The 23,189-nt window shown below is 60.5% G+C and carries 21 protein-coding genes; 9 read left to right on the forward strand and 12 right to left on the reverse strand.

Annotation, left to right across the window (positions count from 1 at the left end; all coding sequences use genetic code 11):
* Positions 1-48: 48 nt before the first annotated feature.
* The 3 genes from argH to ACOOHD_RS19290 are packed head-to-tail and all read right to left on the reverse strand — an operon-like array spanning position 49 to position 2,670.
* Positions 49-1,389 carry an argininosuccinate lyase gene (gene argH / locus ACOOHD_RS19280; protein WP_420459511.1) on the reverse strand — a complete coding sequence of 447 codons (1,341 nt, stop codon included), beginning with the start codon at positions 1,387-1,389 and terminating at the stop codon, positions 49-51.
* A 10-nt stretch (positions 1,390-1,399) separates the two neighbouring features.
* On the reverse strand, positions 1,400-1,996 hold the full coding sequence (locus ACOOHD_RS19285) for a Uma2 family endonuclease (protein WP_420459512.1): 597 nt from the start codon (positions 1,994-1,996) through the stop codon (positions 1,400-1,402).
* A 14-nt stretch (positions 1,997-2,010) separates the two neighbouring features.
* Positions 2,011-2,670 carry a nitroreductase family protein gene (locus tag ACOOHD_RS19290; RefSeq protein WP_420459513.1) on the reverse strand — a complete coding sequence of 220 codons (660 nt, stop codon included), beginning with the start codon at positions 2,668-2,670 and terminating at the stop codon, positions 2,011-2,013.
* Positions 2,671-2,805: 135 nt separating this feature from the next.
* Between ACOOHD_RS19290 and ACOOHD_RS19295 the strand changes: the two genes are divergently transcribed.
* The 4 genes from ACOOHD_RS19295 (at position 2,806) to ACOOHD_RS19310 (ending at position 9,122) form a co-directional block, all read left to right on the forward strand.
* Positions 2,806-3,357 carry a Crp/Fnr family transcriptional regulator gene (locus tag ACOOHD_RS19295; protein ID WP_420459514.1) on the forward strand — a complete coding sequence of 184 codons (552 nt, stop codon included), beginning with the start codon at positions 2,806-2,808 and terminating at the stop codon, positions 3,355-3,357.
* A 154-nt stretch (positions 3,358-3,511) separates the two neighbouring features.
* Positions 3,512-6,679, forward strand: a complete 3,168-nt coding sequence (locus ACOOHD_RS19300) for a carboxypeptidase regulatory-like domain-containing protein (protein WP_420459515.1) — start codon at positions 3,512-3,514, stop codon at positions 6,677-6,679.
* Positions 6,680-6,693: 14 nt separating this feature from the next.
* Entirely contained in the window at positions 6,694-7,554 is an 861-nt protein-coding gene (locus ACOOHD_RS19305) for a YncE family protein (RefSeq protein ID WP_420459516.1), read from the forward strand.
* Positions 7,479-9,122 carry a bifunctional YncE family protein/alkaline phosphatase family protein gene (locus tag ACOOHD_RS19310; protein ID WP_420459517.1) on the forward strand — a complete coding sequence of 548 codons (1,644 nt, stop codon included), beginning with the start codon at positions 7,479-7,481 and terminating at the stop codon, positions 9,120-9,122. Before ACOOHD_RS19305 ends, ACOOHD_RS19310 begins: the two co-directional genes overlap by 76 nt.
* A gap of 9 nt (positions 9,123-9,131) precedes the next feature.
* On the opposite strand, the gene ACOOHD_RS19315 is transcribed toward ACOOHD_RS19310, so the two are convergent.
* Positions 9,132-12,416, reverse strand: coding sequence for a S41 family peptidase (locus tag ACOOHD_RS19315; protein WP_420459518.1), 3,285 nt, complete (start codon positions 12,414-12,416; stop codon positions 9,132-9,134).
* A 108-nt stretch (positions 12,417-12,524) separates the two neighbouring features.
* On the opposite strand from ACOOHD_RS19315, the gene ACOOHD_RS19320 reads away from it, so the two are divergent.
* Positions 12,525-13,034: an FKBP-type peptidyl-prolyl cis-trans isomerase gene (locus tag ACOOHD_RS19320; RefSeq protein ID WP_420459519.1), complete on the forward strand. Its 510-nt coding sequence runs from the start codon at positions 12,525-12,527 to the stop codon at positions 13,032-13,034.
* On the opposite strand, the gene ACOOHD_RS19325 is transcribed toward ACOOHD_RS19320, so the two are convergent.
* The gene (locus ACOOHD_RS19325; protein ID WP_420459520.1) at positions 13,024-14,418 is read right to left on the reverse strand and encodes a dipeptidase; all 1,395 of its coding nucleotides are present in this window, start codon (positions 14,416-14,418) and stop codon (positions 13,024-13,026) included. The two genes, ACOOHD_RS19320 and ACOOHD_RS19325, sit on opposite strands and share 11 nt — an antisense overlap.
* A gap of 113 nt (positions 14,419-14,531) precedes the next feature.
* Here ACOOHD_RS19325 and ACOOHD_RS19330 point away from each other — a divergent pair, with 113 nt between their 5' ends.
* The gene (locus ACOOHD_RS19330; RefSeq protein WP_420459521.1) at positions 14,532-14,813 is read left to right on the forward strand and encodes a PLD nuclease N-terminal domain-containing protein; all 282 of its coding nucleotides are present in this window, start codon (positions 14,532-14,534) and stop codon (positions 14,811-14,813) included.
* A gap of 165 nt (positions 14,814-14,978) precedes the next feature.
* On the opposite strand, the gene cdaA is transcribed toward ACOOHD_RS19330, so the two are convergent.
* The gene (gene cdaA, locus ACOOHD_RS19335; protein WP_420459522.1) at positions 14,979-15,785 is read right to left on the reverse strand and encodes a diadenylate cyclase CdaA; all 807 of its coding nucleotides are present in this window, start codon (positions 15,783-15,785) and stop codon (positions 14,979-14,981) included.
* A 10-nt stretch (positions 15,786-15,795) separates the two neighbouring features.
* Positions 15,796-16,416: an OmpH family outer membrane protein gene (locus tag ACOOHD_RS19340; RefSeq protein WP_420459523.1), complete on the reverse strand. Its 621-nt coding sequence runs from the start codon at positions 16,414-16,416 to the stop codon at positions 15,796-15,798.
* A gap of 38 nt (positions 16,417-16,454) precedes the next feature.
* On the opposite strand from ACOOHD_RS19340, the gene ACOOHD_RS19345 reads away from it, so the two are divergent.
* On the forward strand, positions 16,455-17,345 hold the full coding sequence (locus tag ACOOHD_RS19345) for an EamA family transporter (protein ID WP_420459524.1): 891 nt from the start codon (positions 16,455-16,457) through the stop codon (positions 17,343-17,345).
* 69 nt (positions 17,346-17,414) lie between these two features.
* Here ACOOHD_RS19345 and nspC read toward each other — a convergent pair whose 3' ends face one another.
* From nspC to ACOOHD_RS19360, 3 genes are all read right to left on the reverse strand, one after another.
* The gene (nspC, locus tag ACOOHD_RS19350) at positions 17,415-18,539 is read right to left on the reverse strand and encodes a carboxynorspermidine decarboxylase (RefSeq protein ID WP_420459525.1); all 1,125 of its coding nucleotides are present in this window, start codon (positions 18,537-18,539) and stop codon (positions 17,415-17,417) included.
* A gap of 243 nt (positions 18,540-18,782) precedes the next feature.
* The gene (locus ACOOHD_RS19355; protein ID WP_420459526.1) at positions 18,783-20,561 is read right to left on the reverse strand and encodes a hypothetical protein; all 1,779 of its coding nucleotides are present in this window, start codon (positions 20,559-20,561) and stop codon (positions 18,783-18,785) included.
* A gap of 45 nt (positions 20,562-20,606) precedes the next feature.
* Positions 20,607-20,954, reverse strand: coding sequence for a 4Fe-4S dicluster domain-containing protein (locus ACOOHD_RS19360; protein WP_420459527.1), 348 nt, complete (start codon positions 20,952-20,954; stop codon positions 20,607-20,609).
* A gap of 190 nt (positions 20,955-21,144) precedes the next feature.
* Between ACOOHD_RS19360 and ACOOHD_RS19365 the strand changes: the two genes are divergently transcribed.
* Both ACOOHD_RS19365 and ACOOHD_RS19370 read left to right on the forward strand, forming a co-directional pair.
* On the forward strand, positions 21,145-21,684 hold the full coding sequence (locus ACOOHD_RS19365) for a TraR/DksA family transcriptional regulator (RefSeq protein ID WP_420459528.1): 540 nt from the start codon (positions 21,145-21,147) through the stop codon (positions 21,682-21,684).
* 13 nt (positions 21,685-21,697) lie between these two features.
* Complete coding sequence (locus ACOOHD_RS19370; protein ID WP_420459529.1) at positions 21,698-22,207, forward strand: gamma carbonic anhydrase family protein; 510 nt, start codon at positions 21,698-21,700, stop codon at positions 22,205-22,207.
* Between the two features lie 148 nt (positions 22,208-22,355).
* Here the strand turns inward: ACOOHD_RS19370 and ACOOHD_RS19375 are convergent, their stop codons facing one another.
* Entirely contained in the window at positions 22,356-22,994 is a 639-nt protein-coding gene (locus ACOOHD_RS19375; protein ID WP_420459530.1) for a 4'-phosphopantetheinyl transferase family protein, read from the reverse strand.
* 12 nt (positions 22,995-23,006) lie between these two features.
* Positions 23,007-23,168, reverse strand: coding sequence for a hypothetical protein (locus ACOOHD_RS19380; protein WP_420459531.1), 162 nt, complete (start codon positions 23,166-23,168; stop codon positions 23,007-23,009).
* Positions 23,169-23,189: the final 21 nt, after the last annotated feature.

Raw genomic sequence — 23,189 nt, forward strand, 5'->3', positions numbered from 1 at the left:
TGTTACTCGCGAGAAATAAATATTTGCTAAAATGTCGTTGGCCCGGAATTATCCCAGTAACTGATCCATAGATCTTGCCGCGGTGGCAAAGTCAAAGCCGTTTATCACAGCGGCCCGCTTCGCTTCGATCCGCTCATTCCCCAGATTCCCCAGACTCCCCAGGTGGGTGTGCCGTAACTCGGTGGGCGGCTCGAAGGTCCCGGACTTGATGTCCTTACCCACCCGCACGTAGGCATCACGAAAGGGTACACCGTCCAGTACCAGTTTATTCACCGCCTCCACGCTGTAGAGATAGGTATAGCGGGAATCTGTAGGTAATTCCTGGGCGCGGACGCGGGTGCAGGGTAAGGCGTAAAGGGCAATAGCCAGTCCATCCTCCAGTTGATTCAGGGCGGGAAACAGGGCCTCCTTTAACAATTGAAAGTCGCGGTGGTACCCACTGGGCAGATTGCCGGTGAGCTGGCTCATCTGCGCCGGCAGCGTCTGTAGTAGGTTGCAACGGCCGCGCAGCAGCTCAAAAACGTCCGGGTTCTTTTTATGCGGCATAATGCTAGAGCCGGTCGTCAGATCATCGGGCAGTTGCAGGAAACCAAAGTTCTGGCTGCTGTACAGGCAGACGTCCATGGCTAGCCTCCCGATCGTCTGGGCTAGACCGGCGATGGCGAAGGCCACGGTGAGCTCCGTTTTGCCCCGGCCCATCTGGGCGGCTACCACATTGACCACCGGCTCGCGAAAGCCCAGTAATTCGGTCGTCCGGTCGCGGTCGAGGGGGAAGCTGGAACCGTAGCCGGCTGCCGAGCCGAGGGGGTTTTGGTCAACGACTTCGTAGGCCGCTTGCCACAACCGCAGATCATCGATCAGCGCCTCCCCGTAGGCCCCGAACCAGAGTCCGAAGCTGCTCACCATCGCTACCTGTAGGTGGGTGTAGCCGGGGATAAGCTTTTCCCTGTGCTCCTCACTCAATCCGGTCAGTGTACGACTCAGCTCAGCCGTCTGCTCCACGATACCCCGAATGCGGTGGCGAAAGTAGAGCCGTAGATCCACCAGCACCTGATCATTACGGCTTCGACCCGAATGGATCTTCTTACCATCGTCGCCCAGCGCCCGCGTTAGCAAGAGTTCCACTTGGGAATGCACGTCTTCTACACCGTCCTCGATGATGAATGCTCCCTCCCGGGCAAGTGTATAGAGTTCCCGCAACTTGGCCTTGCACCTGCGCGCCGCCGCCCCATCGATCAGATCGACCTCCTCCAGCATAGTCACGTGGGCGATGCTGCCGAGGATGTCGAAGGGGGCAAGCTCCAGGTCGAGCTCCCGGTCGCGGCCTACGGTGAAGTCGGCGATGCGTTGGTCGAGGGGGTAGTCTTTTTGCCAGAGTTTGGTTGCCATTGCGGGCAAACTACTGCAAAAGCGTGAGGTCGAAGGTGAAGCCGGGCAGCACATCTTCCCCCGTGATGGTACGGTCGAGGGGGGTTACGAGCTCCACGGAGTGGTCAGCCCGGTAGATCCAGAGCCGGTCGGTGTCTACATCGACTAGCCAGGCCAGGCGCACGCCGTTGGCGATCCAGGTATCGCGGACTTTTGCTTCTAATTCTCCGAGCTTATCGCTGGGAGAAAGAACTTCTACGATGAAGTCGGGAACGAGTGGCGCAAACTTGCGGAGTTGGGTTCTATCGTAGCGGACTAATCTTTCTGCAATGACGAAGCTCGCATCGGGACTCTTTACAGATAAGTTCGGAAGTTTAAAACCCGTACTACTGCTGAAGCTCATCCCGCCACTCTTACGCTCGTAAAAAACCAGGTCGGCACTAATCTGATTTTCGCGATTGCCACTGATCGGTGCTACGGGACTCATAATCTTTACAGTTCCGTCCGCCTCTAGTTCCATCACTAAGTCAGGATTGGCTAAAGCGAAAGCTTCGAAGGTCTCGAAGGACACCTTGCGTTTAGAATACACCGGGCCGACAAATTCCAGAAAGCTTGGTTGCGCGGACATAGCACGAAGATAGGTCAATACCAAGTTAACACTTCCTCTATGCCCTTGCGTTCGATGGCCGGCACCCGCGCCCCCGCCGCCGGCAACCCCACCGGCAGCAGCAGGTACGCCCGCTCGTTCTCCGGCCGGCCCAGTACTCGCTGTAGGAAGTTCATCGGGCTGGGGGTATGGGTCACCGTCACTAGTCCTGCCCGGTGGATGGCTGCGATGAGCATACCGCAGGCAATGCCGACGCTCTCGTTGACGTAGTAGTTCTTTTGCTTTTCCGAGTTTGGGCCGAGATCGTACGGCTTTTTGAATACTACGATCAGGTAAGGGGCGGTGGTCAGAAAGGGTTTTTGCCAGTCGGTGCCGAAGGGCTGGAGGTCGTCGAGCCACTCCTCCGACATCCTACCGTGGTAGTTTTCGTACTCCTCTTTTTCGGCGGCTTCCCGTATCCGGAGCTTAATCGCGGGGTCGGCTACCACACAAAACTGCCAGGGCTGCTTGTGGGCTCCGGAGGGGGCGGTGGCGGCGACTTTAATGATCAGCTCGATGACCTCGCGGGGCACCGGGTCGGGGGCGAAATCGCGTACGGTACGGCGGCCGCTAAGCGATTGAAGAAACGCGGCGGCAGCAGCCTCCATGGCCTGAGTGTCGCGTGGGGCAAAGGAAAGGGGTAGGGTGGGGGGCATGGGGCGGGGCCCCGATAGCTATCGGGGGTGCAGGCTTGGTGGTGAAGGGGCCATTAATGTAATGCGCTTCGTGGAATCCCTTAGTTAACCCGGGCTTTACCCTGGCTACACACTACCCAGCGACCTTTATGGGCAATGCCATTAGCACCTGACCATCAGCTGCCGCTGCCACTTCCCGCCCTGGCCCGCGAGCTTTATTTCCGCAAAGGGGCTTATGTGTACCGACCGGCGGACCGTATGGAATCCGTTTTCATCCTCCGTAGCGGCACGGTTAAGATCGGTGGCTACGACCCCGAGGGCCGCGAGGTGGTTTACGATACGGCCGGGCCGGGCGACTTCTTCGGTAACCTGAAGTACTTAGGGAATAGCGACGGTTTTCAGGAATTCGTGCGTACGCTCACGCCCGTGACGGTGCAGGTTTTCGATCTGCGTCAGTTCAAGCAGTTGCTGACCACCCACTCCCGGGTGCACGAATGGTTCGCCCGGCTGATGGTGCGGCGCTGGGCGCGGGCGGAGGCACGGTTGTTCCGCATCAGCGCCCATAGCCCGGCGGAACGGCTCCGACTGGTACTGGCCGAGATCGGCGGTGAGACGGAGGACCCCCGTGGTCTGCTTACCCAGTCCGATCTGGCCGGTCTCACCGGATTGACACGCCAGACGGTTGCTCGCCTCCTCCGGCAAATGTAAAGCCAGGTTCGTAGCGAGGTTAAGCGAATGGTCCCTAGCCGGCCCGGCGGATTAACATTCGGTAAAGCCTGCTGCCCGGTACGTGCCGGTGTTAAAAACGAACATTTCGCCGGTCCGGAGGCCCGGTAGTTTTGCGGCAATCAACCGCTACGCTATGAGAATTAGCCTTTACATCCTTCGTATTTTGCTGTTTGCCCTCCTGATTTTTTCCGCTCTGCGCCTAGCCGGCCAGGCTACAAACGCCTCTATCTCCGGCACGGTAGCCGAGGACGACGGCGAGAGCCTCATCGGGGCTACGGTCACCATCACCAATACCGCGACCGGTTTCACTTCCGCTACGATTACTAATGTGGATGGCTCCTACCTCATCCAGCAGGTGCCGCTGGGTGGGCCCTACGAAGTCACGGTGACCTACGTAGGCTACGGGCCCACGACCCGCTCGGGGTACACCGTCAATCAGGGGGATAACCTCCGCGTCGACTTCACCATCGGCCAGACGGCCAGCGAGCTCGCCCTCATTGTCGTTTCCGGTAACGACCTGCGCAATCGCATCAATCAGATCGGGTCGACGACCGAGATCAGCTCCCAGCAGATCCGCAACCTGCCCACCGAGGGGCGCAACTTCACGCGCCTGACCAGCCTCTCTCCCCTACAGGGCGGCGGCGGCATCAACCTGGGGGGGCAGCGGCGTACCTCCACCAACGTGACGATCGACGGCGTCAACGCCCGCAACCAGCTTACGGCCGGCGAGATCGGCCGCGGGCCCTACACCATCAGCCAGGAGGCCGTGCGGGAATTCGAGGTGAGCACTAATAATTACGACGTCACCGAGGGGCGGCAGGGTGGTGGCTCCATCAGCGCGACCACGAAGTCGGGCACGAATGAATTCACCGGCAGCGCCTTCTTCTTCCACCGTAACGATGCCCTCCAGAGCAAGTACGACATCCGCGGTAACGAGCGTACGGCTGACTTCTATACGTCCCAGTACGGCCTGAGCGTCGGTGGCCCCCTGATCGAGAATAAGCTATTCTTCTACACCGTCTACGAGCGGCAGGACGCCGGCGAACCGGTCTTCATCGCCGACCTACAGACCGAAGACGACGAGAACCGTATCGGTATCACCCGGGCAAACCTAGACCGCTATCAGGATATCGCCCGTCGGCTTTACGGAGTCAGCGCGGCCCAGCAGGTCGGCCAGTTCAGTACCAAGACGACCGCCAATACCTGGTTCGCCCGCCTCGACTGGCAGATCAACGATAAGAACACGCTGACCCTACGCAACAACTTCAACAAGTGGGATGATCCCTTCAGCGTCGGGGACAACAGCAACATTGAGCTGGCCGAGTCGCGCTCCGATTTTTCCTCCCAGGAAAACAGCACCCTGCTCAGTCTGCGTACCGCCTTCTCACCCACCCTGCTCAATGAGCTCAAACTACAGTACCAGCACGCCGAACGGGCCTTCGTGCCCAGCAGCCAACTTCCGGCCGCTAACATCCCCCGGGCCATCGTCAACGTCAATTCGGTGCTGCCCAATGGCTCGGAGCGTAGCATCGACGTCCAGCTGGGCGGACAGCGCTTCACCCCCGAGACCAACCAGGAGAATATGCTGCAGCTCACCAATACCACCTACCTAAGTAAAGGCCGCTACAACTTTACCTTCGGCACCGACAATATGGTCACCCGGCTCAGGACCCTGCTGAGTAATGAGCAAAACGGCCGCTTCTTCTTTGCGAGCCTGGACGACTTCGAGGCCCTGAATCCTTCGCGCTACGCCCGGGAGGTGCCCCTACGGGGGCTACCGCTAGTGGAGCAAACCGTGATCGACCTAAGCCTCTTCGGCCAGGTGCAGTTCGAGCCCATCCAGCACCTCAGTGCCACCTTGGGTCTGCGGTGGGACGCCACGGTGTTCTCTAAGGCTGCCGACTTCAACGAGGTGGTCTTTGCAGACCTCGGTATCCGCACGGACAATAAGCCCTCCGATTGGAACAACATCCAGCCCCGCTTCCAGCTCACCTACGACGTTGGCGGCCGCAGCAGCGATATCATCCGGCTCGGCGGTGGCGTCTTCAGCTCCCAGCCGCACTACTACGCCCAGGTCAACAACATCCAGAACAGTGGGGTACTGCTCGGTGCCATCGACGTGAGCGGCGAGGAGGTGCCCGCTCCCAACTTCCCCGCCTACCGCGAGGACCCCGGTAGCGTACCCGGCGTGCCGGAGGGTCAGGTCCCCTTCTCAACGATCAACGCAGTGGGGGATGACTTTCAGGTACCCACCATCTTCAAGGGGAACCTCAACTACACCCACCTATTCGGCAACCGGTATAGCCTGGGGGTCAATTTTCTGGCCAGCCGCACCGTCAATAACTATACCTACCAGGAGGCTAACCTAGTACAGGACCCCTACTTCGTGTCCGGTAGCGACGGCCGCCCGGTGTTCGTACCCGTGGAAACCGTACAGGACAACGGCAACACCGACTGGACCGAGAGCCGCATCTCCGACCGCATCGGCCGCACCCTGCTCCTGACCTCCGACGGCGAGCTGGAGCAGTATGCCGTGATCCTCGAGGGCACCGCCCGCGTCGGGGAGGACGGCTACCTCAACGCCGCCTTCACCTTCAACCGGGCCCGCGACAATTCGAGCTACAACTGCTGCGTGGCCAATACCTCCACCTTCCTGCCCGTCACCGGCGACCCCCGCGCGCTCAACTGGGGCATTTCGGACAACAACTTCAACCACAAGCTGGTCGTCAACGGCTCCACCCCCACCTGGAAGGGCTTCAACCTGGGCTTCACCGTCATCGGCTCCGGCAGTGATCCCTACGGCTTCACCGTCAATAGCAACCGCAGCGCCAACGGCGACTTTAACCTGCGTAACGACGTGGCCTACATCTATGATCCGGGCGATCCGAATACGCCGGAGGATATCCGCACCGCCTACAACGACATCCTCACCGACCCGGAGGTGCCCGACCACTACAAGGAGTATCTCCGCGAGAGCTTCGGCACCTTTGCGGCCCGCAACGACGGCAAGTCTCCCTGGCGGGCTACCATCGACCTGCGCGGTGCCTACAAACTGACCCTGCCCCGCCTCAAGCACGGCCTGGAGCTGACCGCCGATGTGTTCAACTTTGCCAACTTACTCAACAAAGACTGGGGTCGTACCAATGACTACGGCCGTGAAAACCGCCTGATGCGCATCACGGGTTTCGACCGCGAGACCCAGTCCTACATTTACGGCGTCAACTCCGGCGTGGCCACCGAGCCAATCAACGGTACGCCGTGGCGGCTGCAGCTGGGGATTCGGTATACCTTCAACCAGTAATACCTTCACGGCCTATGTCGCATCTTCGCTTCCGACCTGCATCCCTTGGTTTATTCAGTGGCCTGGTGCTGCTCGCTACCCTCTGCACCTGCGACCCCGCCCCGGAGGCCGCTGATCTTGCGCCCAAGGTAGGCCGGACTAATCTGCCCAATGGGTGGAGCCTCACGCCTACCGAGACCCAACTCACCCTCGGCGACCTGCCGCTCAATGCCATACTGAACGCTGATGAGAGCCGTCTGGCCGTGACCAATAACGGGCAGAGTACCCACAGCCTGCAGTGGATCGACGTGGCCGGTCGCAAGACGCTTTCGACGCTGGAGATTCCCGCCGGCTGGCTGGGACTGGCCCTTACCGCTGACGGAAGCCGCCTCTACGCTTCGGGCGGTGAGACGAATAAAATCTGGGTGGTCGGGATTGAGGAGGATCGCCTGAGTCTGATCGACTCCATCGCCGTGAAGCAGCCCTGGCCAGAGGAGGTGGCCTCTCTGGCGGGGCTGAGTCTGGATGAAGGTCGCAACCGACTGTACGCGGTGACGAAGCGCGATAGTAGCCTCTACACGATCGACCTGGGCACCCGGAAAATCGAACGGACGCCGCTGCGTGCCTCGGCCTACACCTGTCTGTACGACGGGCGGCGGGACGAGCTCTACGTGTCGCTGTGGGACGATGAGGCGGTGGCCATTATTGATCCCGACGAGCTGCGGGTGACCACGCGGGTGACGGTCGGGTACCACCCCAACGACCTGCTGCGGCACCCCTTAGACGATCGGCTATTCGTAGCCTGTAGCGACGAGATGCGGTGGCGGTCGTTGACCTTCGTACCGCTACGGTCTCCGAGCAACTCAATTGTGCGCTTTATCCCGATGCGCCCGTAGGGAGTACTACCAACAGCCTGGCCATCACCGCCGACGGGGAGACGCTTTACGCCGCCAACGCCGATAATAATTGCCTAGCGGTATTCAACGTGGCGGAGGCCGGGCGGAGCGAGTCGGAGGGCTTCATTCCTACGGGCTGGTACCCCACTACGGTGCGCGTGGCGGGCGGTGAGCTGCTGGTGGCCAATGCGAAGGGGCTGGGGTCTTATGCTAATCCCGACGGGCCGAACCCCTACACCTCCCGCACCGAGGAGACGGAGTACATCGCCCGTATGTTTACCGGTACGCTGGGGATACAGACGGTGCCCGACGAGGAGGAGCTACGGGGACTGACCGATCTGGTCTACGGCAATACACCCTACACAAAGGAAAAGCAGGAACTGGCCGCCGGGGTCGACGGGGGGCCGATACCGCGGCGGGTGGGGGAGGCCTCGCCCATCAAGTACGTGTTCTATATCATCAAGGAAAACCGGACCTACGACCAGGTGCTGGGCGACCTGCCGCAGGGCAATGGCGATGCTTCCCTATGTCTCTTTCCCGATAGCATCACGCCCAATCACCACGCGCTGGCCACCGAGTTCGTACTGCTCGATAATTACTACGTCGATGCCGAGGTGAGTGCCGACGGCCACAACTGGAGTATGGCCGCCTACGCCACCGACTACACCGAAAAGACCTGGCCCACCAGCTACGGCCGCCGCGGGGGCAGCTACGACTACGAGGGAAGCCGCGAGATCGCCTACCCCAAGAAGGGCTACATCTGGGACTACTGCCGGCGGGCGGGCATCAGCTATCGCACCTACGGAGAATTTGCTAACCTAAATCAAACCTACCTGGAGAGTCTGGAGGGGCACACGGCTACCAACTTTCCCGGCTATAACCTGGGCATCCGCGATACCCTGCGGTACGGGCGCTGGGAGGCTGACTTCGATTCCCTGCTGGCCATCGATGCCGTACCCCACTTCAATACCGTGCGCTTTGGTAACGACCATACGGCGGGGGCCCGGGTGGGTAATCCTACGCCGGCGGCCATGGTGGCGGATAACGACCTGGCCATCGGTCTGTTCGTAGAGCATCTATCGCAGAGCCCGATCTGGGACGAATCGGTGGTCTTCATCACCGAGGACGATGCCCAGAACGGCCCGGACCACGTTGACGCCCACCGCTCGCTGATGTTGGTGGTGAGCCCCTACACGCGGCGGGGCCACGTAGAATCCACCATGTACTCCACGGCCGGGGCGCTGCGGACCATGGAGCTGATCCTGGGCATGCCGCCCATGAGCCAGTATGACGCGGCGGCCACCCCCTTCTTCGCCTGCTTTCAGCCCACGGCCGACGGGACTCCCTACCGCGCCCGCCCGGCCAACATCGACCTGGACGAGGAAAACGTAGTCCGTAACGAGCTCTCGGAGCTCTCCGAACGCATTGACCTGAGCCGCGAGGACGCCGTGCCGGATGAGCTCTTTACGGCCATCATCTGGCGCACCGTGCGCGGACTGGATGCGGCGGTACCGGCACCGCGGCGGGGGGCCTTCATTCGCGTGGGGGAAGAAGACGAGGACGACTGAGCCCAGGGCTTAAAACCTAGCACTACCCCGCGTCTCAAACTCCGGTCGCTCCGGCATCACCACCGGCGTCTCCTCCAGCTGCCGCAGCACCTCCTGAATGGCCCGCTCCAACTGCGGATCACCCCCCGCCATAACCTCCTTTGGGTACTGCTCCACCACGATGTCCGGAGCTACCCCCTCATTTTCTACCCGGTAGCCATTTTCATCCCAGAAGGCAACGTTTGGAGCCGTGACCGAGCCCCCGTCGATGAAGGTCGGAAAGCCGAGCACGCCCACCAGCCCGCCCCAGGTTCGTTTGCCAATCATGGGGCCGAGGTCATTCTGCCGCCAGAGGTAGGGAAACAGGTCACCCCCCGAGCCGGCCGTTTCGTCGATCAGTAGCACCTTCGGCCCCTGGATGGAGGCTACCGGGGCGTGCTGATCCTGCCCGTAGCGGTAGGTCCAGCTGTTCTGGTAGGGGCGCATGAGGAGCTCGATGTAGTAATCGGCGATCTGTCCCCCGCCGTTGAAGCGCTCGTCCACAATGATGGCTTGCTTATCGACCTGCGGGAAGAAGTACCGCTTGAAGTAGGCGAAGCCGCCACCACCGGTGTTCGGTACGTAGACGTAGGCCACCCGCCCGTCGGTCGCCTCGTTCACCTTACGCAGGTTGCCCTCCACCCAGTCGCGGTTGCGTAGGTCGTACTCGTCCTCGATGGGGGTGACCCGCTCGGTCCGCGCATTGCTGCCGTCGGCGTTCGGCCCTACGCGTAGTTCTACGATGGTGCCGGCCGTGCGCTCGAAGAGGCGGAAGAGGTTATCCTCGGCCCGGAGCTCCTGGCCATTCACGGCTAGTAGGTAGTCGCCCACGTTGATGTTCACCCCCGGCTCGGTGAGCGGACTGGCTAGGTCCTCGTTCCAGTTCAATCCGCCATAAATCTTTTTGAAGCGGTAGCGGCCGTTGGCGATCTCGTAGTCCGCCCCCAGTACGCCACCCGGGACCGTCTCCACCTCCCGTAGCGGCTCCCCCTGGCTCCCGAAGCGGTGGTGGCCCACGCCGAGCTCGCTACCCATCCACTCCATGACACGGTAGAGGTCCTCGCTGGTTTTTACGTCGGCCAGGAAGGGTTCGTACTTGGCCTTCATGGCCGGCCAGTCTACCCCGTGCATGTTGGGGTCGTAGAAGTAGTCGCGGTTTACCCGCCACATCTCGTCGAACACGTTACGCCACTCCGCCGGGGGGTCGATCTTCACCGCCAGTCCGTACTCGTCCGGCGACTTGAGGTCCTCGAGCGTGGCCCCGTCCAGGCTCGTCACACCCCACCGCCCGAAACTGCCCACGAAGAGCTTTTCGCCGTTGGCGGTCACCTCAAACCAGTCGGCCGGGATCAGGGCGGTGGCCTCCCGGTCCTCGAGCGAAAACTGCTGGATGACCGACTCCTCGTCGGTGCTGGCGATAAAGAGCAGCGTGCCCTCCGTTGGCGACGCCAGGTTGCGGTAGTTGCCGTTCGGGAGGGGCAGGTGCACAATTCGATTTTCCAGGCCGGCAAAGTCTATACGTACCGCCTTGCTGGTCGTGGCGGTGGTGTCCGTTTCTTCTTCCGCTTTGCCAGTCGGCGGCTCCTCCGCTTTCTCCTTTTCTAGCGCCGCTTCGTACTGCTCGTCCTCACTGAGCTCCTCCGTATCGTTGCGGTGAAAGAATGGGCTTTCCACCTCCCGTTGCAGGGTCATCAGGTAGATGCCATTCGTAGCCTGCATATCGTTGCTCGACTGCTGGAACCAGTTGACCACCGGGCCGGCGTCCGTAGAGGCGGTTAGGTAAAGGTATTTACCCGAGGGGTCGAAGGTGGGCTCGGTGGCATTTACCAGTGGGTCAGTGATGGGGTGGGTCTGCCCGTTGCTAAGGTCGTAGACGTAGGCGCGCTCGAAGTTCGTCGCCGTGACTTTAGAGTAGGCCATCCAGCGCCCGTCGGAGGACCAGGAGCCGAACAGATCGCGGTAGTCTCCCGGGTAGTAAAGTACGTCCTGGTCTACCTTGGTCACCTCACCGCTGGCTACCTCCAGCACGTAAAGGTTTCTGCCGTTATCTACGAAGGCTAGGTGTTTCCCACCGGGCGCCCAGTGGATGTGGGCGTAGAAGCCCGTACCCGCTAGGGGTATCTCGCGTACCTGCCGCCGGCGGTCCCGGTCTAGTCGGGACAGGTGCAGGGCATACTCCCCGGAGGCATCGCTGAAGTAGGCCACGGTGCGTGCATCGGGCGACCAGGCCGGGTAGGTTTCGTGTATCCCGGGCGTCTGCGTCAGGTTCTGCACATCACCCTCCTCGGCCGGCGCGGTGAGGATCTCTCCGCGAAAATCGAAGACCAGGCGTGTCCCCGAGGGCGATACACCGGCCGTGCGCACGTTGTCACCGCCGGTCACGTAGCGCGGTCTTACGTCCAGGATGTCGGCGTTGACGGTTATGTCTATTCGCTCGTGCTGCCGGGTAGCCGGGTCGTAAACGTGCAGGTAGCCGGCCTGCTCGAAGATGATGGCCCCGGCTCCTGCCCGCAGTCCGATCACTGGGAAGTCCGCAAACTCCGTCAGCTGCTCCACCCGCTCACTGGCCGGATCGTACACGTACAAATTGTACTCTCCGGCGCGGTCACTGCGGAAGTACACCTTCCCGTCCAGGTACTGCGGGAAGTTGTCGTTGCTGCCCGTTTCCGGTTTCGGAATTTCTACCACCGAGCTATCCGCCGTATCGAAGAGCCAGATCCGTGATACCGTGCCCCCGCGGTAGTTCTTCCACATGCTGGACCGGTCGCCGAGGGGGGTGTAGGCGATGTGGCTTCCGTCGGCGGAATAATCCGCCTGGAAGGCCGTCGGGATATTCAGTGGGGTTTCCCGGCCACCGTCCAGTGCGATGGTGTAAAGTTGATTAAAACGGTTGGTGAAGGCATACCGCTTGGAGGTGAACAGCACGGCCTGCCCGTCCGGCGTGAAGGTCTGCACCTCGTCGGGATCGGGGTGCCAGGTCAGCCGTGTGGGGATGCCCCCGGCTACCGGCACGGTATATACGTCCAGGTTGCCATCGTAGGCCCCGGTGAAGGCCAGGGTCTTTCCGTCGGGACTAAACACGGGGTTCGTCTCCGGCCCCTCCCCGATGGTCAGTCGGCGCGGATCACTACCGTCCCGCTCGGCTACCCACAGATCGCCGGCGTAGGCAAAGGCAATATGGTCGGCGCTGATGGCGGGGTGGGAGAGTAGGCGCGTCTGGCCGGTCAGCGTAGCCATACAGACAACTAGTAGCAGGGTAGGAAGGAGTTTGGTCATTGTCTCGGTAGTTAGCCCCGGTAAGTTAAGCATTGGTTGCACCTGCGGCCCCGCCCTAAACCTTTTGCGCCAGTGCACTGCTATATACGTGCTCCTTGCCCTTCGCCCATGACCATCGACGATTACAGCATAGTGACCATGACCTACGAGGTGCGCGACGGCGGCCCCTCCGGCACCCTGCTGGAGCGCATGGACGTCAACTACCCCTTCAAGTTCATGTTCGGGACCGGCCGGATGCTACCTGCCTGGGAACGGCGCGTGTTCGGCCTGAAGAGCGGCATGGGCTTCAGTTTCCAACTGGCGCCGGACGATGCCTACGGACAGCGCGACGACGTGCATATCCTGGAGGCGCCCATCACCATTTTCCAGAACGAGCGCGAACAGATCGAGCCCGGCCTGCTTGAGCGCGGACAGTACCTCACCCTTACCGATGCCAATGGCAAGGCGGTCAACGCCAAGGTCGTCGACTGGAACGATAAAACGGTAACCCTCGACGCCAATCACGCCCTGGCCGGTAAAACGCTGTTCTTCTCCGGGGCCATCCTCAACGTGCGTAAGCCTACGGTGGATGAGCTGGTCCGGAAGCAGTATATCGAGGAGGGGGGGGTTAGGCGGTGAGGTCCTTCCTCTTTGCATAGGCAGAGAAAAATGCCGGCACCGTCTCAATCCCCTTAAAGAAATTCCACAGCCCAAAGTGCTCGTTCGGACTGTGCAGCCCGTCGGTATCGAAGCCGAAGCCCATCAGGATAGTCTCCACGCCGAGTACCTCCTTAAACTGGGCCACGATGGGGATGGAGCCGCCCTCGTACATGGGTACTGGCGTCTCCCCGAAGGTTTGCTGGATAGCTGCTTCGGCCGCCTTGTACTCCGGGGTGTCGGTGGGGGTGACGTAGGGGTTGCCGCCGTGGTGGGGATGTACTTCTACCCTTACCGTGTCCGGGGCTATCTGCTTAAAGTGCTCGGTAAACAGTTGGGTGATCTTTTCGTAGTTCTGCTTCGAGACCAGCCGCATACTGATCTTGGCGTTGGCTACGGCCGGGATGACCGTCTTCGATCCCTCGCCCGTAAAGCCACCCCAGATACCGTTCACGTCCAGCGTAGGTAGGATGCCGGTGCGCTCGTAGGTGGTATAGCCCTCCTCCCCCTCCAGCCCGAAGACGCCCGGGGAGTCCATGTATTCCTCGGCATCAAAGGGGGCCTCGCGCATGAGTTTGCGGTCCCGCTCGCTGGGGAACTCCACATCGTAGTAAAAGCCGGGTATGGTGATGTGTTTCTTCTCGTCCTTCAGGCTGGCCACCATGTCGCAGAGCACGTTGATGGGGTTGGCCACCGCCCCGCCGAAGAGCCCCGAGTGCATATCGGCCCGCGCCGCGCGCACCTTTACGTCGAGGTAGGTCAGTCCCCGTAGCCCCACGGTGATGCTCGGGTGCTGCTTGCTCAGCAGGCTGGTATCCGAGATGAGGATCACGTCCGAGTGTAGCATCTCCCTGTACTCCTTGATAAACGGCAGCAGGTTCGGACTCCCGATCTCCTCCTCGCCCTCGATCATGAACTTCACGTTGCAGGGTAGGCTCCCGGTTTGTACCATGGCCTCTACTGCCTTTACGTGGATGAACATTTGGCCCTTATCATCGGTGGCCCCCCGCGCAAAGAGGGCTCCCTGAGGGTGCTGCGCCGTCGTTTTAATCGTCGGTTCGAAGGGGGGCGTATCCCACTCCTCCAGCGGGTCGGCTGGCTGCACGTCGTAATGTCCGTAGACCAGAATCGTAGGTTTATCCTCCCCGATTATTTTTTCGGCGTATACGATGGGGTGCCCCTCGGTAGGGTAGAGCTCCGCCTTGTCGAGGCCCGCGCGTACCAGATACTCCTGTACCTGTACGGCACACTGGTGGGTATCCTTATTGTGCTCGCTCGCCGTGCTGATGCTCGGTATGCGTATAAGCGTTTTGAGTTCATCCAGGAAGCGGTCGCGGTGCTGATCGATGTATTCGGTGGTGGTCATGGGGTTCAGTTTGCGGGAGTAACGGGGGGCGGGGCCGCAGGTGCGATCAGCCAGGCGTCCAACGGTTGGAACCGTTGGACGCCTAAGCCGGTTCTATCATCAAATCCACCGCTATGCACCTACGCAAACTACTTCCCGCCCTCCCCCTGGCCGCCCTCCTTACTGCCTGCGGCGAAGACGTCTCCGGCGGCGAGGTTGTGGCCGGCGGGTTGGGCATTTACGCCCTGCTCTCGATCGTCCACTTGCTCATCATCCTCTGGGCCGCCTACGATCTCATCAGTAAGCCCTACCCGGTGAGCAAGAAATTGATCTGGGGGTTGGTCATTCTATTCATCCCGTTCCTGGGCGCCGTGCTTTATCTGTTTATGGGGCGGAATAAGCAGGAGGTGTTTTAGACTCCGCGTTGCGGAGGTAGACCCCTCGCTGACGCGTTTGGGGGTAGACCGCTGCGCGGGTAGAGCTGCCGCCGCATGTTGTGCCTGCGAGACGGGTCTACCCCGCTTTAGCGGGTCTACGTCCGAACGCGCCAGCGAGGGCTCCACCGCCGGCAAAGCCGGCGTCTACAAATACCTATCTAATAGCTCCGTCAATCGCTCTTCGCTAATCCCCCGCTCCAGCGCCCCCCCGTAAGCAAAACTGACCTTGCCCGTTTCCTCCGAGACGATGAAGCAGGCCACGTCGATCTTCTCAGTGACGCCAACGGCTGCCCGGTGGCGGAGGCCTACGGCTGCCGGCAGATCGCTGTTCTCCGAAACGGGCAGGATAGCGCTGGCCTTGACAATGCGGCGGTTGGAAATGAGTACAGCCCCATCGTGTAGCGGGCTTTCCTTATGAAAGATACTGACCAGCAGGCCGTAGCTGATGTCGGAGTTAAGCTCCGTGCCGCCGGTGATGACGGTGCTGGGGTCGGCGTTCTGAGTGCAGACGATGAGGGCACCGGTGCGCTGGCGGGCCAGGCGGAGGAAGGCGCGGCGTACGACGGCCGTCTGCGGGGCCTTCTCCCGGTCGAATTCTTCCCGCCCCAGCAATCGGTTCCAGAAGCTGTTGCGCTGTTTGATGGTGCTATTACCCAGTAGCAGGAGAAAGCGACGGACCTCGGGCTGGAAGATGATAATCAGGCTGATGAAGCCGACCTGAATAAACTGGTTGAGGATGTTGCTCAGCAGGTCCATGCCCAGGGCCGTAAAGGCCTGGTAGCTGAAGAACAGGGCCACGATGCCCACGAAGATGTTGAGTGCGATACTGCCCCGCAGCAGGCGGTAGAGCCAGTAGATGAGGTAACCGACGATGAGCACGTCGAAGACGTCCCAGATGTCGATGGGAAGAAAACCGATCTTAAAGGCCAGGGGCAGCGCGGCGGAGGGCATCGGCCTTAAGTTACTGCACGCTGTCCTGCACCGCTACGTTGAGTCGCTCAAGCACCAGGGGGGTGATGTCGTAGGCATCGTTGGTGATCAGTACAGCGGAGTTTTGCCCCTGATTGAGGATGAAGTCGTAGTGGTTCTCCGCCTGCAGCTGCTCCAGTACCTCCTTGACCCGCTCACTGAACTGCTGCTGAATGCGCAGCTGATCTTCCTGGATGCTGGCCAGGGCCACATCGCGCTGCTGCATGATCTCCTGTTCCTTGCGGGCCATGCGCTGCTGCTCGGCCTGGATCTTATTAGGGGCCAGTAAGCCCTGCTGCACCTGATTCTGTAGCCGCTGCACTTCCTTTTGGAAATCGGCCACCCGATTGTTGTGGTTCTGTTCGGCCTTCGTGAAGTTTTCCTCCAGACGGCCCAGCTCGTCCGCTACTACGGTATAGCCGGCCTGTAGACTGTCGACCTTCACGAATACGATGCTGAGGCCCGTTCCATCGGTGCGGGCGGCGGCGGCGGTCGATGAATTAGCGGCAGCCACGGTACCTACCGTACCGGACACCGGCTGCTCGCACCTAAAAAAGCCCAGGCCCACGAGAACTAATGTAGCGATGGGTAGTATTCTAGCGAAGTCGGTCATCCGTATCCTTGAGTTTCCGCAAAAGTACAGCTTTCCCTATGGGACGTGACCGCCTCCTCATCCTTCTGGCCTTTTTCATTATTTACTTCGTCTGGGGGGCCACCTACCTGGCCAACTACTGGGCCATCGACTCCATCCCGGTCTTCTTCATGGGCGGTACCCGCTTTTTCACGGCCGGTCTGCTCATGTACGTTTACACCCTGCTGCGGGGCGACCGCACCTGGCCCCGCCCCACCTACCTCATCAACTCCGGCATCATCGGCATCCTGCTGCTCAGCGTGGGCACGGGGGCCGTAGTATGGGCCCAGCAGTACATCCCTACCTCCACGACCAGTCTCATCATTGCCTTCGAGCCCCTGGTGGTGATGCTAATGATGTGGGGCATCCTGCAGAGCCGTCCCTCCAACAAAGCCTTCCTTGGGGCCTTCATCAGCATCTGCGGTATGAGTTTGCTCATCTCCCAGCCGGTGGCCGTGGGTGGCGGGGCGGAGACCTACAAGGGCCTTATTGCCATTGGTAGCGGCATGCTCTGCTGGGGCTCCGGTATGCTGCTGCGCCAGCGGCTCGACCTCGGGCCCAACCGCGTACGCGCTACCTCCATGCAGATGCTGGTAGCCGGAGTTTTTCTCCTGGTCTCCAGCCCCTTCCTCGACGACTGGTCCGGCTGGTCACCGGCCGCCGTCACCGCCCGGTCTACCTACGCCTGGATGTTTCTAGTCGTCTTCGGCTCCATCATCGCCTTTTCCGCCTTCAACTTCTTACTCGGCAAGGTCAGCGCGGACAAGGTGGCTACCAATACTTACGTCAACCCGGTCGTCGCCGTGCTGCTCGGGGGGCTATTTAATAATGAGGTGATCACCGGGCAGTCGCTGCTGGCGGGGGCGGTGCTGCTGACGGGGGTGTACTTCATTAACTCGGCGAAGGGCTAGCGGGCTTAAGCGGGGGGGCTTAAGCGTCGGACGCTTTAAAGCGTCCAACGCTTCCCCGCTTCCACGCCGCTACCCCATCCGTGCTTCGTAATCCGCATAATCAAACCGCCGCTCCGCCACCACCTCCCCATCCGCATCCACCAGCACGATGGCCGGGTGGGGCACCCCATTAAACATCGTCGACTTCACGGTCGTATAGTGCGCCATATCCTCGAACACCAGCGTATCGCCCACCCGCGCCGGCTGCCGGAAGTAGTAGGTATCGAGGTAATCTCCAGCCAGGCAGCTCATCCCCCCCAGTCGGTATTCGTACGGAAAGCCGTTGGCCGGCTCCGCACTAGCCCCCCGCACCATCGGCCGGTACGGCATCTCCAGCGTATCCGGCATGTGGCAGGTGAAGCTCACGTCCAGCATCAGGGTGGCCGAGCCGTAGTTGTTGACGATATCCAGCACCGTGCACTGTAAATAACCCGTACGCCAAACGTGGGCGCTGCCGGGCTCCATGATCACCTTAAGGTGGGGGTAGCGTGCCCGCAGCTCCTTTAGGGTTTTGATCAATCCCTCTACGTCATAGCCCTCCCGCGTCATCAGGTGGCCCCCGCCGAGGTTGAGCCACTCGATTTGCTCCAGGTAGTGGCCGAACTGCGCCCGGGTGCGCTCGATCAGGGTGGCCGTTGCTGCCGCATCGCTCTCGCAGAGGGTGTGGATGTGTAGACCCTTTAGCCCCTTCGGTGGCCTGGTGGGCAGGTTGGGTAGCGTCTCTCCCAGCCGCCCGTGCGGATTAGAAGGATTGTAGAGCTCCGTCTCCACCGGACTGTACTCCGGGTTCACTCGTAGGCCCACGTTAGTTTCCAGGGCTTCCCACTGCGGCCGGTAGCGCTCTAATTCAGTCAGGGTGTTGAACGTCAGGTGATTCGCCAGCTCCGCCATTTCCCGGAAGTCTTTGGGCGGGTACGCAGGTGCATAGACGTGTGGTTTGCGATCAAAGTGCTTATGGATCAACTTAGCCTCATTCAGGCTACTCGCCGTCGCCCCGGGCAGGTACTCGGCCATCAGCGGGAAGGCGGGCCAGAAGGCAAAGGCTTTTAGCGCTAGGATGATTTCGACGCCGGTCGCTGCGGCTACGTCGGCTACCAGTTCCAGGTTTTTACGGAGTTTGTCTTCTTCGATGATGAAGGCGGGGGTGGGGAGCAAGGCGGGAAAGGAGTTAGGGGTAAAGGGGTTAAGATGGTGCGATGGGATAAAGAAAGGAAGGCGGAATGGGGTGGGGTGGTTCATACTACCACACCCAGTACCGTTAGGTGCTGGCCTCCTTCGTGTACCTCCAACTGCTACACCCCCGACGACGGCTCTGTGTAACACTGTGCAACCCTCCGTGAAGGGGCGCTAGCCCCCTCTGTGGTGAGCCCTCCAACACCCCAAACCCTCCCATACCTTCTAAAACGCCTCCCGCCGCCGCCCCACATTCCACCGCACCCCCACATTGATCAGCGTAGTCTCCAGGTCCCGCACATCCAGTTCCGAGTCCTTGCTCCGCGAGAAGTACTCCGCCTCCACCCACAGGTTGGGCCGCACCTCGTAGCCCGCCCGTAGTTGAATGACGGTGTTGGTGTAGCCGATGCCCTGGCCAATCTCATTGCCGTAGGTCATCTGCCGTAGGTCACTCGACTGGTTAAGGTTTTCACCCACGACCGTAGAATCGATGCCCTCCCCCTGCTCGATCAGGTACAGGCGGCCGTCTAAGTGAAGCCGCGGTAGCGGACGGTAGTCGAAGCCCACTAGGTTTTCCGTAAAGTTGGCGCCCAGGGGATGGGCTAGGGGCATGGCAAAGTGAGTATAGCTACTCAGTCCGTCGTGTGAGAAAATGTACGGCCGGGCTACGTTACGCTCCGCTACTAGGTCGAGCTGGTCGATGCCGAAGGCGTCCACATGCCGCACTCCGATCTGGTACGCCCATTTATTGGCCCACCAGCCTTCGCGCTTGATGAACAGCTCATCGAACACAAATTCATCCAGGATGAACTGCCCGTACACTTCGGTCCGGAAGGGAAAGCGGTACGAGGACGTCAGCCCGATCACTACATTATCCGGGCTACCCACGCTACCCTCTACCGTCCGGTACAGGATGATGGGGTTGAGGTAGGCTAGCTCGAAGCTGTTCTCCCGGTTCAGCACCACGGCCTCAAAAAGGCCCACGAAGAGCCGCTTACCGATGTTGATACTCAGGTGGTGGGCGGCCATGAATTTCTTGGGCAGGGTGGCCGCCGTATTGGTCACGCCCTGCGGCCCGCTGATCAGCTCCGCGAACAGATTGCGGTAGTGCAGCTTCCAAATCCGCCAGTTGATCTCCAGAAACGGGTAGTTGTTGCTGAAGTCACTCAGGAACAGACTGCGCTCCCCGTTGCCGATAAAGTGCTGCCCGTAGCCCAGCCGTACGCCGACGTGGCGGGTGATATCGGCCGACAGGTAGCCCGCCCCGTTCAAAAAGTCGTACTGCCGCTCGATGTTGAAGGCGGCGATGGTCAGCTCGTCCTTCACCAGCCCCGCCCCGGGCAGCGAACCCACGCTGCGGAAGTAATTCCTGATGTAGTTCGGTGCTCCAAACTGGGTATCCAGAATCTCGAAGTGCAGGAAAATCCGGTCGTCGAAGCCCGCCCGCAGCCGCACCCCCCGTTTGTTATACAGGTAGGCCTGCTCGTCGTCCTGCAGCTGGCCGTAGCGTACGTCCAGTACCGGATTCAGCCGGAGGTAGAAGTCCTTGCGGTTGTAGGAAAGGAGATAAGCGGGCGTCTCGTAAAAGGTATTGAATAGGGGCCGGCGCGCTGTCAGGTACAGCGGCGAGGCCTCCGACTCCAGCGCAAAGTCGTCGCCGATGTAAAAAGGGGCCCGGTCGGCATCGTCGGTGGTGACTAGACTCGGCAAACTCAGCCACTCATTGTTGTCGTCGTAGAAGCGTTGCAGTCGGTAACGTTCCACCGTGGACATCTCCGCGCCGTACAGCTCGTCGTAGGTTTTCGCCAATCGGACCAGGTCACCGCGACTGGCCGGACGCAGATTTAGATCCGCCGCCGGAGCCGTAAAGCCCGTAAAGCCGTACTTGATGGACAGCCGCCGCAGGAAATCGTAACCTTCCTCATTGAGGGGCAGGGGAGCGCCCTGGCTATAGAGGAGGGTGCAGACAGAGACGCCTGCTAATAAGAGAATGACGCGTAGCACGGGCGAAAGGTAAGCAGGGCTGGAATAGTGCGGCTAAAGCCACCACTACGCATGCAGCACCTGCTGCCGAGCCGCCAGTACCGCTTCGGTTTCTTCCCGCTCGGGGTCCGGCACGCAGCAATCTACCGGGCACACTGCGGCGCACTGCGGTTCCTCGTGAAAGCCCACGCACTCGGTACACTTATCCGGCACGATGTAGTAAAATTCATCGCTGACCGGCTCCTGGTCCTCGTCCGGGCCGATCACCGCGCCGGTCTCGATCTTGTAGGGCGCGTGGATCGTGGTGCCGTCCGAGATCGTCCACTCCACCCCGCCTTCGTAAATGGCATTGTTGGGGCATTCGGGCTCACAGGCTCCGCAGTTGATGCAATCGTCGGTAATCATAATGGCCATACCGGAAGGGTTTTTAGGGCGGGGACGCGGGATGCAATCCAAATCGAGGGGCAAAGGTATAAACCCCTTACCCGACTACGGGTTGAATGTGACCATTCCTGGCGTAAACGTCCCTACAGGAGCACGCAAATTTGTATAACAACGAAAAAAATATAACATTGACCGCAACGGGGGTGTATAATTAGCCGACATGGAACGATACAGCGACGAAGAACTCAACGAGTTCAAGCAGATTATAAAGGACAACTACCAGCAGGCTAAGAAGGAGCTACAGATGCTGCGCGATCAGGTCAGCGAGTTTTCGGAAAATATCACTGAAGGATTCGGGGCCGACTATACCCAAGACAGCAGCTCCGTCTCCCAACTAGAACTCCTCAACGAGCAGGTACTGCGCAAGCGCGACCAGGTCCAGGACCTACAGAACGCCATGCTGCGCATCAAAAACAAAGTCTACGGCGTCTGCTCGGTGACCGGTAAGCTTATCGACCGTAAGCGCCTCGAAGCGGTGCCCACCACCACGAAGAGTCTCGAGGGCATGAAGCTACAGGCCAGCGGCGTCATGGACGTCACCGCTCAGGACCTCGCCCGCATGGCCAGCGAACGCCGCGAGGGACCCAACAAGGTGATCTCCAAGATCAAAAAACCGCCCCCACCCAAGGCCAAACCCGTGAAGAAGAAACGCAGCCGCCGGCGTAAGCGCCAGGAAGAAGAGGAGGACGACCTGATCTGATCCACCCCGACCCATGGCCCTGATCCTTCCCGTCCGCGGACACACGCCCCAGATCGGTCCCGACTGCTTCCTGGCCGAAAATGCCACAGTAGTCGGTGAGGTCTACATGGGCAGTCAGTGCAGCGTCTGGTTTACCGCCGTCGTACGCGGTGACGTAAACAGTATCACTATCGGCGACCGGGTCAACATCCAGGATGGTGCCTGTATCCACTGCACCTACCAGCGTGCGGCCACTACTATTGGGGACGACGTCAGCATCGGCCACCGCGCCATCGTGCACGGCTGTACGATTCACGATAGTGTCCTGATTGGTATGGGGGCCATCGTGATGGACGATGCCGTGGTGGAAAGTAATGTCATCATTGGGGCCGGGGCGGTCGTACCTGCTGGCATGCGCTGTGTGGCTAATTCGGTCTACGCCGGCATTCCCGCCCGGAAGATCAAGGACCTGGCGCCGGAGCAGCGGGTGGATACTATTGAGCGGATTGCTGGGGCTTACCTTACTTACGCTAGCTGGTACTAGTACAAAGCTGCCTCCGGCAGCGGCAGCAAAATGCAGCCTCTGGCTGCGCTGGGATACTACGAATAGAGGTTGCATCCAGAGTCCGGCTCACCGCCAGTCTAACTCAGGTCGCCGCCAAGGCGGCTCTCGCAGCCGGAGGCTGCTACGTCTACCGCGGCCGGAGGCCGCATTGTACTGCGGCTACCAGCACGAAGGTTGGGTAGATTTTGTACGCCAGCTCAAAATCCATCCCCACCGCCCCCCGCCGCAGCCGCCCCGTAGCTGTCTCGCCCAGCTCCACAAAGAGGTTGCGCTTAAAGTCCAGCTGCCGCCGACCGTAGGCCTTGTACATCGCCTCCTTGGCCGCCCAGATTAGGTGAAGTTGCTCGAGCTCTTCTTTCTCTGTGAGTTGCTTTCGCTCCCCTGCCCCCACAAATTTCGGAGCTAGCTTCACAATACGTGGCACGATCCGCTGCACGTCAATCCCGCACGGCTGGGGGTGGGCCACGGCGGCCGAATAGCCTACTGTGTGACTGATGGAGACGAAGAACTTAGAGTCCGGCAGGTGCGGCTTACCATCTTCATCTTTCACCAGCTCGGCCCGCTCGCGGCGGCCGCTCATTACGTGGAGCAACTGACGGGCGGCTAAAAATTCCCTTCTCCGCTCTTCGCCTTTGATGTATAAAAGTTGGTCCTCTTCCCGGGGGAAAAGCTTGCACTGACCACGCAGCCAGTCCTCCGATTCGGTGATCGACCAGAGGCCCCACTCACCGGGTGGCAGGAGGGAATCGTGAAAAAGCAGGGGCAAGCGAAAGGGGGTTTACAAACGAATGGCGTTGATGCGCGTATCGATGTAATAGTACAGCCCCACCAGAATAACGCATACTGCAACGGCTGCAGCGATGAGCTGTACGTAGGCGGCGAAATAAGGCAACGCAAATCCGACCGCCCAACAGAGAAGAACCAGGAAGAGGTATTTCATTCGGTGGGGTGACGCCGCGGC

This window comes from Neolewinella sp. (assembly GCF_965214665.1).
Taxonomy (GTDB): Bacteria; Bacteroidota; Bacteroidia; order Chitinophagales; family Saprospiraceae; genus Neolewinella.